The organism is Pseudomonas sp. B392_1p, assembly GCF_052245235.1.
Taxonomy (GTDB): Bacteria; Pseudomonadota; Gammaproteobacteria; order Pseudomonadales; family Pseudomonadaceae; genus Serpens; species Serpens gallinarum.
Window position 1 is genome coordinate 1 of sequence record NZ_JBQPXM010000011.1, and the last position, 14,251, is coordinate 14,251.

A 14,251-nucleotide genomic window follows, 5' to 3' on the forward strand; every position below is an offset into this window, starting at 1 on the left:
ACGGGGATGAACCGAGACGTGATAGGAGTTCTGGTATTGCGATAGGGTCAATTGCCCCTCGATCTTGGGGTGATTCGCACTGGCAATAACCACGAGCTCTTCCTCACGTAATGGCTCGTATCTCAATTCGTCGTCGTCGAAGTGCAAGTAGTCGATCGCCAGATCCAACTCGCCGGTCCCCAGGCGCTTGACCAAAATGTCCGCATCGTCCGAGTGCACAGAAAGCACCAACCGCGGCGCTACGGCATGCAACCTCGAAAGCACTCCTGGCAGAAACACTGCCTGCGCATAGTCATTCATCGACACCCGAAAGGTTAAATCGCTTTCGACATCAATTTCTTCCTGTGGCCCCAGTCCGATACGCAGCAAATGCAACGCTTGGCGAACCGGCCCATAGATGGCCTGCGCCTGCGGGGTGGGCACCATCCCTCGTGAGGTGCGTTGGAACAGCGGCTCGCCGAGCTGAATGCGCAAGCGAGCCAGAGCATTGCTAACGGTTGATTGACTCAGGTGCAACCGCACGGCAGCTCGTGAGAGGTTCTGCTCCTGCATCAGTGCGTCAAACACCAGGAGCAGGTTCAAATCGATCTGACGCATATTCGTAATCACGAATAAAGCTCTTTGTTAATATCCATTAGAAAAATAATGCTTCGTGCAATATTGTCCTGTCAATTCCTCGACTGGATGGATACGGATATGCAGTTCGATACGACCGGCTTTCGTGCGCGGTATCGCGCGAGCATCAATCCCCGCTACAGCGCCTGGCTGCTGGCGGCTTTGTTTTTCTGTTCGGCGCGCTTTGCATCGCATTTCTCTGGAGTCGGACCGAGGGCATCAAGTCCTGGGAGTGGCTGGCGGTGCCGGTGGCACTACTCCTTCAAAACTGGGGCGAGTACAAAATTCATAAAAATCTGGGGCACGTCAAACGTCGTTTCAGCAAGATGTTTTATCAACGCCATACCGGCGATCACCACAGCTTCTTCACTTACGGACAGATGAGCTATGAAGGCGCCAGAGATTGGCGGGTTATTTTGTTCCCGGCCTGGCTGATAGTCGTGTTTGCAGCGATCACCCTGGCGTGTTATTGGGTGCTGAGCCATTGGAATACCAATGTGGCAGCCCTTTTTAGCGGAACGCTGCTGCTCGGCTATCTCGCCTACGAAACATTGCATGCCTGCGAACACCTTCCAGAACAACACCCCCTCTCGAAGCTGCCATGGGTCCGCCATATGCGGCGGTTACACGAACTGCACCACGCTCGCGACTTGATGCATACATTCAATTTCAACATCGTGTTTCCACTCTGGGACTGGATATACGGGACGCTCTACTGGGAAAAAGAGGGGCATGAAGAAGACAACCAGATGATCTCCATGCAGCACCATATCGATATCAACCGTTCGCAAGAACGGGTGCTGAGCTATCTGGCCGTTCCGACACGTTGGCACGAATGGCATCACTATTCGGTGTCTATCAAAGGCCCCAGCGGTGTCCTCTCTGCCGGAGCCCATTTTGCATACACAGGCGGCCGCGCCGGCCATCTACTCTGGGATGTCATCGAATACGTTCCAGGACAGCGCTGGAAAGCGCGGGCGCGCGGGAGATACGGCCTGGTCATGTTCATGACCTACGAATGCAGTACGGTTTCGATGAAAACTCGATTCACTCGCACGCTGGAGCCCCGTTAATACGCTTCTGCGCAGCCTAGCTTGGTTAGGATTGTTCCAGTTGCTCGGCACGTGACCCGAGGACACGATTCTCTTCGCGCCCCAAAGCCCCCTCGCATACCCCGCTCACAATGCATTCATTTCAGCAATATCACGCACCACATGATCTGCAGAGTGGTCGAACATAACCTGCTCCTGTGCATCCAGAGGCAACTCGATCACGCGCACAATCCCCTTGTCTGCCAGCACACAGGGGACACCCATGGCAATCCCTGTTCGCCCGTACTCGCCCTCGAGAATCGCGACCGCCGGCAAAATGCGATTTCGCCCATTGGCGATAGCATCCACCATCTGCGCAATGGCCACGCCCGGCGCATCGCAGGCGCTCCCCACCTTCTTCAATCCCAGAATCTCGCCGCCACCCTGACGTGTGCGCTCCACAATCCGCTCAATCTGCTGACTGGACAGGAAGTGAGACAACGGCACCGAACCGACCGCGCAGTATCGCATCAGCGGCACCATGCTATCGCCGTGCCCTCCCAGCACCAGCGCCGTGATATCCCGAGCGGAAAACCCTGTCTCCTCGGCAATGAAACACTTCATGCGCGCCGTATCCAGCACCCCTGCCTGACCGAACACCCTGTCGCGCCCCTGTCCACTGAGACTCCAGGCCCGATAAGTCAGCACGTCGACCGGGTTCGACACCACCAACACCGTCGCCTCCGGAGCATGACGATTAATATCCCGCATGATGGTATCGAGAATTGGCAGATTGATACTCAACACATCCTGACGCGACTGCCCAGGCTTGCGGGGCACACCCGCCGTAATGACCACCAGGTCAGAATCCTGCAGCATTTCGGCATCTGACCCTCCGTAAACCCGGGTATCAGAACCTGACTCTACTGCCGCCTGCCAGACGTCCAGCGCCTTGCCCTGTGCCAATTCACCCTGCACATCAATCAACATCAATTCACGACAAGACTCTTCCCGGGCGATGATCTGAGCCGCCGCCTCACCCACCAAACCGGCACCTACAATTGATAGCTTGTTCACCTCACTCCTCCCTGCGGCTCGCGCCACCAGCAACACGCCCACCTGTGCAGAGAAGTATTACCCCCAAACGCTAAAAGGCCACCCGAAGGTGGCCTTAGTCGTTGTACCTGCTTTTCGCCTGCCCAGCGCGGCATAGCTTCAGCCTCTGCCAAACCCCATCGACCGAACAGTGAAGCGGACTGCTCAGGTCATCAGGGATCGATCGCTGTGGTATTGGCGATACGCCCGAGCGGCACCCGGGCAACCAATTCTCGTTGCCATGCACGCCGCCATTATGGGCATGACCGGGCGACTTCGCCCGGCCCAATTGGTCGAGAGCGGCCTGCCGCGAAAGGCTGCTGGCCGATTAACACCAGACGCCATCGGCAGCACTGGGTTCGCTAACTGCCCTTTACGAACGTCTGAACGGCCCGAGTCGGACACTAGTCACCGTCTGGATTCGGCACGAATCTTTCTAGCTGTGGGGATGCCCATTCGACGAACGCTCTCACACGCGGCGAGAGCTGCAAGGAGTGCGGATAAACCAAATGAATCGGTATATCCGCTGGTTCGAATTCTTTTAGGATCCTAACCAAGCGACCGTCAGCAAGCTCATCCGCAACTTGATAATGCATCAATCTCGTAATGCCTACGCCCTGTACGCAAGCCAAGCTAGCGGCTCGAATCTGATTACATACCAACCTCGGAGCGATTTCCTCAGCCAGCTCTTTTCCTTCGTGTCGGTAGTACCAGTGTCGCCCTTGTGAGGCCAACGTGATGCAAGCGTGCTGCCGCAGCGATCCTGGACTTTCAATAGCAGGGGCGACACGAAGGTAATCTGGGCTTGCGCAGGTTATGAGCCGAGTTGCGCCGATTTTCCGCGCCACCATGGACGAGTCAGGAAGAAGTCCGATGCGTAGCGCAAGATCGAGGCGTTCATCAAGCAAGGGGACCACTTGGTCGTTAAGTCCCAGATCAACCACCATTTCTCCATGATCTTTGAGAAAGGCATTCACAATAGGGGCGACATAGCGTTGCCCGAACTCCACTGGGGCTGTCACGCGAAGCAGGCCTCTAGCGATGCCATCACGGGCCTCCAGTTGCTGCTCCATGTCGTCGAAGTCGGCGAGCATGCGGCGGCTCCAGGCTAGATATTCTTCGCCCTCATCGGTTAAGGCCATGCGCCGAGTGCTGCGGTTCAATAATCGAACCCCCAAGTAGCGCTCTAAGGCCGCTAGTGAGCGCACGAGCGATGCTACGGACTGGCCTGTCGCATCAGCGGCGGAACTCAAGCTACCGCAGTCGACGATTCGAACGAAATTGGCCATAGCCTTGAGCCTGTCCATTACCACCTTTCGATTTGTGCGATTACTGCAAAGGTATTGTCAGGTTCGCGGCATAGGTAAAACGCGCACTCTAGCTGAGACTTCAGGGACTTATGTCACCCGGAGTTCAACACATGAGCCAACGACCCAACCCCACTCGAATCCTTTCATATGACCATATCGGGATTCGTGTCAGCGACAAAAACCGAGCGATGTCTTTTTACCAGGCACTCGGGTTCGTGGAAAGTGCGAGCTTTCCGCTGCACGAAGCTAATGAAATGCTCAGTCCGGACGGTGTTCGGATAAATCTGATCTTCAATGGCGCTCGCGTGCCCAATTCTCACAACGTCCTGCTGGATGCTCCAATAAAGCTACCTGGCATGACGCACCCCGCCTTCATTGTCGATGATCTCGAGGCACTTGAGGGCTGGTTGAGTGAGCAAAAGATCACTATCACGGAGGGGCCGCATCACATCGGCCCCAGAAGAGTCGCGCTTTTCATCCGCGACCCCGATGGCAACGTCCTTGAGTTCAATCAGCTCGTCGATGGAGGTGCGAAATGAAACTGTACGATCTCGAAGCGTCCGGGAACTGCTACAAGGTGAGGCTTTTTGCTTCTCTAGCCAGCATCGATCTTGAAATAGATTCAGTGGATTTTGTGAGCGGTGCGCACAAACAGCCGCCGCTTTCAGACCTGAATCCCTTGGGTCAGCTACCTATCCTGGAGGACGGATCGCACGTTGTCCGAGATTCACAGGCCATCCTTGTCTACCTTGCTGGCGCATACGGTGGTCTAGCGTGGTGGCCGGACCATCCTCAAGGTCAAGCTGAAATCGTTCAATGGCTCTCATTCGCCGCCAATGAAATTGAGCACAGCCTTTGTGCTGCGCGGCTGGTACAGAAGTTTGGCTACCTATTAGACAAATCAGCGGCTCTAGCGAAATCGACAGTAATTCTGTCGCTACTCGACAAACACCTAGAGCGAAATGACTGGCTCGCGATTGGTCGGCCCACTATTGCGGATTGCGCGGTCTACCCTTACGTCGCGCTAGCCCCGGAAGGCGATGTGGATCTAAAACCGTACAGCCACATTGAAGGTTGGATTAAGCGGATAGAGGAACTGCCCGGTTATCTAGCCAAGCCCTGATCAGTGCTTGATGGCTAACGCTCCTCTCGGAAGCGGCCTCGAAACGTGTTCTAGGCCGCTTATGGCGCTTTCAAAGCGAGCAGACGGACAGGCCGCTATTGAGCCAAAGCAGACCTGGGGATCAACGCGCCGTGCTCTACGGCAAGTTTGGAGCGCAGCAGAAAATTTATCCGGCAGCAGCTTGTTAGTCTTATACATCTAGCACCTGTCTCTCTAAGCGACTTCATGCCTTCGCATGGGAATATCGAAAGAATTCCTAACTTGTATTTCACTTATCCCTGATATCTATCACTAAGAGGTAAAGAGCCCACGAAAAGCAATTCTTTCTAATAGCTCTGAAAGCTCACACGGCTCAGAGCATTCATCCTGCTCCGTTACATTTTTAGGATGCTTCGAACATCCAATTGTCCTAAGTGCAATCTAACAGTGATTAGATGGAATCCACGCTAACGAATAACCGTGGATTCGGTATAACTCCGCACACGATCTTCCCTGCAAAAGGACGACCCCCTTTAATCAAACACTTACCGCTCCCCTTCCGCACCACCCCGTATTCGCGTGCATTCGATTAACCCGCACCCTGGCGCGGGACGGCTCTTGAAAAAAGGGAGAGCGATGGGTGGAGCACGGGGCGCAGCAAGGCAGCAATCCTTTGCCAGCGGAGGGAATGGGCCGCTCGCACCACCCGCGCTAACCTCCTTGAAAGGTTGCAGGTCCCGATCTGTCGTTCGGGCCTGGCGTTTACTCAGCGCCACCCTGCTCCACCGCGTAACGTCGTTCGGCCATGCGGACCTGTTCCATCATGGAAGAGGGCCGCATCGATTGGCCTCAGCGCGGCCCCATGATCTCGGCCAGCGCAGCCGGCTGCGGCATGCCGTTGTACTTCTGGACCAGACCTTCGCTGTCGCGAACCAGGATGGCCGGAGTGCCGCGGAACCCAAGGCTCATCATCAGCATCTGGTTGTCCTCCAGCGCCGTGCGCGCCTTGTCGGAGGTGCGCTTGGCCGGGGTGATTCCCCCCCGGTCGAAGGCCTGCTCGTTCTGCTGCAGGGCCGCGGACGGATCGGACGCGTCGAGGATCGCCGCCGCCTTGGCCTGGCTGTCCGCCTTGAGAATGCCCACCATGACATGCCGCAGCTGAACCTTACCGGTGTCCACCCAGGGTCGGGCCGCCTTCCAGAAGCGGTTGCAGAATGGGCAGTTGGGGTCGCTGAAGGTGTACACCACGCGCGGCGCGTCGGCGCTGCCGTCCTGGACCCAAGTCGCGGCCTCCAACTGGGCCCATGCCTTGTCACTGATGGGTTTGGCCACCAGGCGTTGCAGCGTCGCCTCATCGAGCGCGGCGCCGTTGGCATCCAGGCGCGTGCCGACGATGACGTTGCCATCGCCAGTCAGATACACCGCAACGGGTCGGTCGCCCGCGGCCGCGGCAAACGCCCGCAGGCCGCCACCTACGTCGAATTCCTGGGCGATGGTCAGCCCCTGTCGTTCCAGCATCTGCAGCGCTGCGGGCTGGTCATCGGCCTGCGCCGGCAGAAACGCCATCGCCAGCAGGGTTGCGGAGAAAAGGCTCGGGAAGCGCGAACGCGGTACAAACATGGTCACTCCTTGGCGGTATTGATCGTGAGGGGCTGGAAATGGCGTGACAGGGTGTCCCGCAGGCTCGCCCGGGTGAGTTCACCCACGTGCGAGTCCACGAGCCGGCCCTGGGCATCGAAGAACAAGGTGGTGGGCAGACCGCGCGCGCCCATGTCCCGCATGAGGCGGCCGGCGGGATCGAGCAGGTTCTCCTGGAAGGTCAGCTGCTCGCGCGCCAGGAAATCGCGGGCTTGGGCAGCGCTCTCCCCCTGGTTGACCATGACGATGGCGATGCCGGGGTAATGGGACTGCGCCTGCTCCAGCACCGGCATTTCGCGACGACAGGGTGGGCACCAGCTGGCCCACAGGTTGACCACCACCGGCCGCCCGGTGTACTCGCTGAGTACCACGGGGTCCCCATCTAGGCGGTTCAACTGCAGATCGGGCAAGGGTGGCGCCACCGCGAGCTGGATCAGGCCGAGCACACCTGTCGCGGCGGCCCAGCCCAACACGCCGGCGGCGCTGCCCACCAGCAACGGGCGGCGTAACGGGGGCCTCGTGCGGGTTCGCCACCCGGCATAGGCCAAGCCGCCGAGCACCCCGCTCCACCCGGAGAAGCCGCCATCGCCGATGGCGATCATCGACAGCGGCGACTCGGCATAGTCGCTCCACCACTGCAGGATGTAGCCGAGCCGTGCGGCCACCAGGCCCCAGAACACAGCGTCGAGCAGCAGGCTGCCGGCCTCCCCGGCGGGTGTGTCGGGCAGTCGCTGCGCGACCTTGCGCGTTGTCACCCAGGCCAACAGCACGGCGACAATGAGGATGACCACCTGGATCGAAAAAGGGCCAGCGCTGATCATCGGATGCCCGCCGCCAGCAGTTGATTCAGGAAGTCGCGGGCACTGATCTCGCCCACCACACGCAACGCGCGGCGCTCCTGGCCATCCGGGCCGACCAGAATCAGCGTCGGCGGCCCCATGACGCCCCAGTGTTTGAGCAGGGCCTGATCCGTCGCGTCATTGCGCGTCACATCGGGTCGCAGCACCTGCATCCTGACCAACCGCGCCGCGACGGCGGGATCGCCGAAGACGTTTCGCTCGATCACATGGCAGCTCACGCACCAATCCGCGTAGAAGTCGATCAGCGTCCACTGGCCACGGGCGGCGGCTTCCGCCAGGCGCGCGTCCACGTCCTCGATGGATTTGGCCGCAACGTAGTTCACTCGCGTGGCCGCCGACGCCGTCTCGACCCCGCGCAGGTGCGTGAGCGGCTGGAGCACCGAGTCGCCTCCCGAGGCCGCGCCCACCAGCATGAGCACCGACCACACGCCGGAAATGGCCGCACCGACCCGTACCGTCCATGCCAGGCGCTGACGCGCGGCCAGTCCCTGCGCCCAGGCAATCAGTCCGATCGCCACGGAAAGGGCCCAGAAACCCCACAGGGCCAGGCTGATCGTGGCGGGCAGGAAACGCGCCAGCATCATGATCGCCATGCCGACCATCAGGTAGCCGAAGGCGATGCGAATCCGTTCCATCCAGGGGCCGGGGCGCGGCAGGACCCGGGCACCGAACAGCGCAATCGCCAGCAGGGGCAGTCCCATGCCCAGACCGAGCGCGAACAGCACCAGCCCACCGTGGAGGGCGCTGCCGGTCTGCCCGATATACAGCAGCGCTCCGGCCAGCGGCGCGGTCATGCAGGGGCCGACCAGCAGCGCCGACAGAACGCCCAGCGCCGCGGCGCCACCCAGGCTGCCGCCCTGCGCTGCGCCCGAGGACGAAAGGCGGTCCACCAGGACGCTCGGCAGGCGCAGCTCGAACAGGCCGAACAGCGAGCTGGCCAGGAGCAGAAACAAGGCGGCGAAGGCCCCCAGCAGCCAGGGCGATTGCAGCGCGGCCTGGAGATTGGCGCCGGCCAGACCGGCCATGACACCGACCACCGCATAGGCCGCCGCCATTGCCAGCACATAGGCAAGGGACAGACCCAGGGCCCGCCGGGGGGCGGCCTGGCTGCCGACAACCATGGACGACACGATCGGGATCATCGGCAACGTACAGGGGGTGAAGGCCAGCAGCAGACCGAAGCCGAAGAACAGCAGCGTCCCGGCGACGGGCCCCAGCGCTGCGAGCTGGCGCGCGACCCCCACATCCTCCGCCAGGGCGGCGCTTGGCGGGACGGGCGATGTTAGCGGCGTCACGCCGGCCCCTGCGGCACCCGCCGGCAGCGCCACGCTGAGCGTCTGCGGCGGATAGCAGATACCGTCCTCGGCACATCCCTGCCAGTGCAGCGTCAGCGGCCCGGCGGTCGCGGCGGGGAAGCGCAACCGCAGGGTATCCCCGGTGTAGATTTCGGTATCGCCGAAGAACTCGTCGTGCTTGGGCGCGCCCAAGGGCAGGTCCAGGGGGATATCGCCACCCTGGGCATCGACCAGGCGGATGGCGTGCCGGTAGAGGTAGTAACCCTCGGCAACCAGACCGGCGGCCGTGAGCACATCGCCCTCCTGCCGGACCGGCGCCAGCGTAAAGACCTGGTCTGCATCCAGGAACTGAGGAGCGCGCTTGTCCCAGGCGAACAGGCCACCACTTGCCCAGACGCTGCCAATGCTGGCGCAGCACAACAGGAACACTACGAGAACGCTTCGATACCGGGACAAATCAGAATCCTCCTAGAAAGTCGGGAGGATCATGCGTGGGTTCGATTAAGCGAAACTAAAGCGACCGCCGGGCCGAGTCGCTAACACCCTGGGACTCGGTGGCTTACCATGCCGCCTGGTCCAGAGGAGGTGAAACCCGGATGCGTGTGCTGTTGGTGGAAGATGACGAGCTGATCGGCAAGGGCATCGTGGCGGGGCTGAGCAAGCACGGCATCGGCGCGTATCACGTACGCACCGCGCAGGCGGCGGAGACCGCGCACCTGGAAGAAACCTTTCATGCGCTGGTGCTCGATCTGGGCCTTCCCGACCGCGATGGGATGGAATTGATGGCCACGCTGCGCGCTGTCGAACCCCACCTGCCGGTGCTGATCCTTACCGCCCGCGATGCCATCGAGCATCGGCTGAAGGGGCTGCACGAGGGCGCCGACGACTATCTGGTCAAGCCGTTCGATTTGCGGGAACTGGCCGCCCGCCTGCACGCCCTGGTCCGACGCACCCAGGGACGCGCCGCGCAAGTCGTCGCGGCCGGCCCGCTGCGCCTGGAACCCGCGAGCGGTCTTGCCTGGCTGCACGGCGAATCCGTTGCCCTGTCACGCCGCGAGATCGATCTGCTGACGCACCTGGCCGATGCCGACGGTCGCTGGGTCACGCCGCAGGTGCTGAATGAGCGTCTGTTCGGACTGGGCGAGGAGATCGGCAGCAATGCCCTGAATGTTCACATCCACAACATCCGCCGCAAGCTGGGGAGCGCCGCAATCGAGACCGCGCGCGGCCTGGGCTATCGCCTCGGCTGGAGACCCTCCCCATGAGCCTGCGCCTGCGCGCCGTTCTGATCGCCGGGATTGCGATCGTTGTGTTGTGGGCCGCCGCCGCCAGCTGGATGCTGCGCGGCGCCGAAGCCAACCTGGAACGTACCCTCGATGGCCGGCTCGCCATGTCGGCGCGCATGGTGGCGGGTCTGCTGGAACGAACGGCGCTGTCCCCTCATTCCACGCCTGCCGATTTCGCCGATGCCGTTCAGGTCGGTGGCGGCGAAGGCATCGAATGCGAGATACGCACGCTGCGCGGGGAAATCCTGGCGCGCACCACCAGCGGCCAGCATGCCGGGTTCGACGCCCTTCCCGCCGGGTTCACGACCCGTGAGGTGCAAAGCGAGCAATGGCGCATCTATGTCTTGCACGCTGGCGGCTACCAGATCACGACGGCGGACCGCCTGGACCAGCGAAACCAGTTGATTAAGGACCTGCTCTCCGCAGTGGGCGTGCCCTTCCTGGTTGCCCTCTTCGGCGGATTGATCGCGCTCTGGATCGGCATCGGCCGGGGGCTGTCACCGTTGAACGGGTTGCGCCAGCAATTGCGCGCCCGGCAGATCGACGACACCACGCCTCTGGCCGTGGCCCATGCGCCCGCGGAGCTGCGCACCGTGCTGGACGCCATGAATGGGCTGCTCGAGCGGCTGTCCCGGACCTTATCCAGCCAGCGTGCCTTTACCGATGCCGCGGCGCATGAGCTGCGCACGCCGCTGACGGTGATCGACACCCACCTGCAGGTCGCCAGGCTCTCCGAAGGTGACGACGCCAAGGCCTCGCTCAGCAATGCCGAAGAAGGCGTGAAGCGCCTGCGACATACCCTGGATCAGATGGCGATCCTTGCGCGCACCGAGGCCCCCGTCGCTCCGGCGGACCGCTGTGAGTCGGTGCTGGAGGCCGTAGCCGGCGTGATCATGCAGATCGACCACGCCGCGCCCGGCCGCCTACGACTGTCCACGACCGGCCCGGACGCAGCCGCACCCATGCCCCGCTCGATGCTGGAAACCGCAGTGCGCAACCTGGTGGACAACGCCCTGCGCTATTCCCCGCACGCTATCGAGGTCGACGTGCACGTCGAGCCCGCGCATCACCGTTGTCGTATCGACATCGCCGACCGCGGCCCCGGTTTGAACGCGGAACAGGTGGCACAGATCGGCCGCCGCTTCTGGCGGGGCGATCAGGGCCGCCAACGCCAGGACGGCGCCGGCCTGGGCATCTCGATCGTGCGCGCCATCCTGGAACGGTTTGGCGGCACCCTGAACCTGACGCCGCGCCCGGAGGGCGGCCTGGTTGCGGCACTGGTCATTCCGTTGGCGAGCGATGAACAAGGACGCACGAGTCGGTAATAAGGGCGCGCGCTTATTCAGCGCCGCCGCATATGCCACACACAATACTCCTTTGCTCCGCAGCCAAATATGTAGCCATAATTGCACCGAGAATACCAATAGATGCACTTCCGATAGCAGGATTCAGTACTGCAAGGATGCAGGCTAGTGTGGCAATGATGGCAATTCCGGTAATTCTTACATTGAATATTCCAAAACCTTTCTTCATGTGAACAAAAAATTTTATAAGGAAAATACGCCAAAGCCGACGACGGCTAAGAGAGCGATTCCACGGTTGAAATCTATTTTGAGATTGTCTCGATTAGTTGTTTCACCACGTTCTCGCTTTTGGAATATAATTAGATGGAATGCACGTTAACAGATAACGGTAGCGTTACATAGCTCCGACCTTATTCCACAAGATCAGAAATCTAAATCTTTAGAATTCAAAGCTCTGCAAAAGCGCCGACTATATGAGCCGTATTCGCGTGGCGTCTATCTCACCCTCAGAGGAACGAAAGGGGAAGAGAACAGAGCTCCATTTTTTCCTGCACGAAACGAGCTATTTATCGGATCCTTGCCAGTCGAGGGGCAGCTTCTGGCCCCAAAGCGGCCGGCCAGGAAAGGACAGTCATCCCAATAAATAATCTATCCTCTCCTGTACTTGGTGGACTGCAAACAGACGGACTGGCGGGTGCAAGGGCGACCTTGCATCTCCTCTTCAATACGCCTGAAGAGATCAATGTCATGTTTATTCTTGGCCATGCCGCCTGCTCCCCAGGGTCGTTCAGGCCAATCTTGACCGCATCCAAGGCTGCTAGGGTTACATCTTAAATGCCACACAAGTTAACCCTGCCCTTGGAGCCGCACCATGGAAAAACTCAGACATAGCCCTGAAAACCTTACGTGCCACAGTGAACGGACAGGCTTCTATTCTGAGGGTGTCTGGTGTGCAGCCACGCTGCACCGGCCGGCAGACAACAGCCAGCAAGCAAGGCCAGCCATTCTTATGGTGCACGGATGGGGCGGCATCCAGAACGCACTAACGGTGCCTTTCTATGAAGAGTTCACCCGTGTCGGGTATGTGGTCATGACTTTCGACTACCGCGGCTGGGGCGAGAGTGCCGGGCTTCCCCGGCAGACCATTTCGGTTCGTCAGCGCATGCGGGACGCAGATGCCGCGCTCGCATTTCTCAAGTCCCATCCAAGCATTGATCCCCGCCAGAATCGTGGTTTGGGGGTCTTCGCTCGGCGGTGGAAATGCGGTAGAGCTTGCCGCAGATCACCCCGAACTGGCCGGGGTCATCGCCCAGGTTCCCATGCTGGATGGTAGGGCTGCGGTACTGGCAGTGCCTGCCCTCCGCTTAATGAGATTCGCATTTTGCAGTTTGATCGATCTGATTAAACCTGGGCGCCCGGTTTATATTCCGGTTGTCAGCAAACCTGGGGCTTTTTCTTCAATGGATAGGGAGATGCCAATACGGCACTGCAACTGGCTGAGCGCAGTGTGGGGCGCAAGTATGATAACCGTGTCGCTGCGCGCTCCCTGATGACAATAGGCCCCTATCGCCCGCTCAAACGATTGAAGGAAATTCAGGTTCCAATTTTACTGTTAGGAGCCACTGAAGACACGGTCGCCCCCTTTGTAGCGTCCGCAATTAGCAAAGTAAACAATGCCTACATCACAGTAGAAACGGTCAAAGCCAACCATTTCGAGCCTTACTTTGAACCTGTCTTCAGCGAGGTCATACGCAAGGAACTGGAATTTCTGAAAAGCCTGCATCACACCACGAGTAATAGGCCGCGACAGAGCGTAGCGTCATTGGCGTGCCGTTGACCGCTGTAATGGATTGGCCCCAGTGCTGAGCTTTTTCCTGCTCGAAACGGCTATGTCGGATCACGCCCCTCGTCGACGGGCAGCTTCTGGCCGGTTAGCGACGGCCTGACTTCGACCGTCGCTATACATGGTCAAACCTCGGTCTGCTCTGCCATTTCCAAGGCGTCGTCGACCTCAATCCCAAGATATCGAACGGTGCTCTCCAGCTTCGTATGGCCAAGCAGAAGTTGAACGGCCCGCAAGTTCTTTGTCCTGCGATAGATCAGTGATGCCTTTGTACGTCTCATTGTGTGAGTGCCATACATGGCCGGATCAAGGCCAATGGTTTGCACCCAGCCTTTGACGATACGAGCGTATTGACGAGTGGATAGATGGTCTGAGGTGTGCAGCCTGCTCGGGAAAAGGCAGTCCTGGCTACGGAGCTGGGCTTGGTGTATCCAGGCCGCGAGAGCAGACCGTGTTTGCTCAGTAATTTCGAACTGCACTGGTCGCTTCGTTTTCTGCTGCATAACCATTGCTCGTGATGACACATGCTCGCCATGAGCAACGTCGCATACACGGAGCTTGGTTAAGTCGCAGGCTCGAAGCTTGCTGTCGATGGCCAGATCGAACAAAGCCAGATCCCGGGTTCGTTCTGCAAGCTGAAGCCTTACTCGGATGGCCCAGATATCTCTCAGCCGGAGCGGGGTTTTCTGTCCGACCAACTTTCCTTTGTTCCAGGGCCGGCGGGTGCAGGTAGCAGTGATGTTCATGGCAAGTCCTCCACATGTGGGAGGACAAGCATGGCTAGCCAGAGAAGTGGTCGCTAACCTGTTGCCGCTGACCGAAAACTGACCCAGTAGAGGCTGTTCTGCCGACTGAAAACTGACCCAGGTGTT

13 protein-coding genes are annotated in these 14,251 nt (G+C 59.9%); 6 read left to right on the plus strand and 7 right to left on the minus strand.

Translation table 11 applies throughout. The annotated features are described in order from the left end of the window. Window positions 1-609 (minus strand): LysR family transcriptional regulator (locus ACTV8E_RS15290; RefSeq protein ID WP_443200055.1); only part of this gene is annotated, 609 nt, incomplete at its 3' end. Between the two features lie 254 nt (window positions 610-863). Between ACTV8E_RS15290 and ACTV8E_RS15295 the strand changes: the two genes are divergently transcribed. After that, window positions 864-1,688, plus strand: a complete 825-nt coding sequence (locus ACTV8E_RS15295) for a sterol desaturase family protein (protein ID WP_443200056.1) — start codon at window positions 864-866, stop codon at window positions 1,686-1,688. A gap of 105 nt (window positions 1,689-1,793) precedes the next feature. Here the strand turns inward: ACTV8E_RS15295 and ACTV8E_RS15300 are convergent, their stop codons facing one another. Further along, window positions 1,794-2,723, minus strand: coding sequence for a malate dehydrogenase (locus ACTV8E_RS15300; RefSeq protein ID WP_273536701.1), 930 nt, complete (start codon window positions 2,721-2,723; stop codon window positions 1,794-1,796). Window positions 2,724-3,145: 422 nt separating this feature from the next. After that, window positions 3,146-4,048 (minus strand): LysR family transcriptional regulator, encoded by a 903-nt coding sequence (locus ACTV8E_RS15305; protein ID WP_273536699.1) that lies wholly within the window; start codon window positions 4,046-4,048, stop codon window positions 3,146-3,148. Between the two features lie 113 nt (window positions 4,049-4,161). Here ACTV8E_RS15305 and ACTV8E_RS15310 point away from each other — a divergent pair, with 113 nt between their 5' ends. Together ACTV8E_RS15310 and ACTV8E_RS15315 are read left to right on the plus strand one after the other, a co-directional pair. Then, entirely contained in the window at window positions 4,162-4,590 is a 429-nt protein-coding gene (locus ACTV8E_RS15310; RefSeq protein ID WP_443200057.1) for a VOC family protein, read from the plus strand. Beyond that, window positions 4,587-5,174, plus strand: coding sequence for a glutathione S-transferase family protein (locus ACTV8E_RS15315; RefSeq protein WP_443200058.1), 588 nt, complete (start codon window positions 4,587-4,589; stop codon window positions 5,172-5,174). Before ACTV8E_RS15310 ends, ACTV8E_RS15315 begins: the two co-directional genes overlap by 4 nt. Window positions 5,175-6,002: 828 nt before the next feature. On the opposite strand, the gene dsbG is transcribed toward ACTV8E_RS15315, so the two are convergent. Genes dsbG through dsbD form a run of 3 tightly spaced genes read right to left on the minus strand, consistent with a single transcriptional unit; the run spans window position 6,003 to window position 9,375 of the window. Then, on the minus strand, window positions 6,003-6,773 hold the full coding sequence (gene dsbG, locus ACTV8E_RS15320; protein ID WP_443200059.1) for a thiol:disulfide interchange protein DsbG: 771 nt from the start codon (window positions 6,771-6,773) through the stop codon (window positions 6,003-6,005). A gap of 2 nt (window positions 6,774-6,775) precedes the next feature. Next, a complete protein-coding gene (locus ACTV8E_RS15325) occupies window positions 6,776-7,612 on the minus strand; it encodes a prolipoprotein diacylglyceryl transferase family protein (protein WP_443200060.1) in 837 nt (278 codons plus the stop codon). Further along, entirely contained in the window at window positions 7,609-9,375 is a 1,767-nt protein-coding gene (gene dsbD, locus ACTV8E_RS15330; RefSeq protein WP_443200061.1) for a protein-disulfide reductase DsbD, read from the minus strand. The genes ACTV8E_RS15325 and dsbD overlap by 4 nt, the downstream gene beginning before the upstream one ends. A 167-nt stretch (window positions 9,376-9,542) precedes the next feature. On the opposite strand from dsbD, the gene ACTV8E_RS15335 reads away from it, so the two are divergent. From ACTV8E_RS15335 to ACTV8E_RS15345, 3 genes are all read left to right on the plus strand, one after another. Then, window positions 9,543-10,211 carry a response regulator gene (locus ACTV8E_RS15335; RefSeq protein WP_443200062.1) on the plus strand — a complete coding sequence of 223 codons (669 nt, stop codon included), beginning with the start codon at window positions 9,543-9,545 and terminating at the stop codon, window positions 10,209-10,211. Further along, window positions 10,208-11,557 carry an ATP-binding protein gene (locus ACTV8E_RS15340; protein ID WP_443200063.1) on the plus strand — a complete coding sequence of 450 codons (1,350 nt, stop codon included), beginning with the start codon at window positions 10,208-10,210 and terminating at the stop codon, window positions 11,555-11,557. Before ACTV8E_RS15335 ends, ACTV8E_RS15340 begins: the two co-directional genes overlap by 4 nt. 850 nt (window positions 11,558-12,407) lie before the next feature. After that, a complete protein-coding gene (locus tag ACTV8E_RS15345) occupies window positions 12,408-12,869 on the plus strand; it encodes an alpha/beta hydrolase (protein ID WP_443200064.1) in 462 nt (153 codons plus the stop codon). Between the two features lie 635 nt (window positions 12,870-13,504). Here ACTV8E_RS15345 and ACTV8E_RS15350 read toward each other — a convergent pair. Next, entirely contained in the window at window positions 13,505-14,125 is a 621-nt protein-coding gene (locus tag ACTV8E_RS15350; protein WP_003245850.1) for a tyrosine-type recombinase/integrase, read from the minus strand. Window positions 14,126-14,251 lie beyond the last annotated feature (126 nt).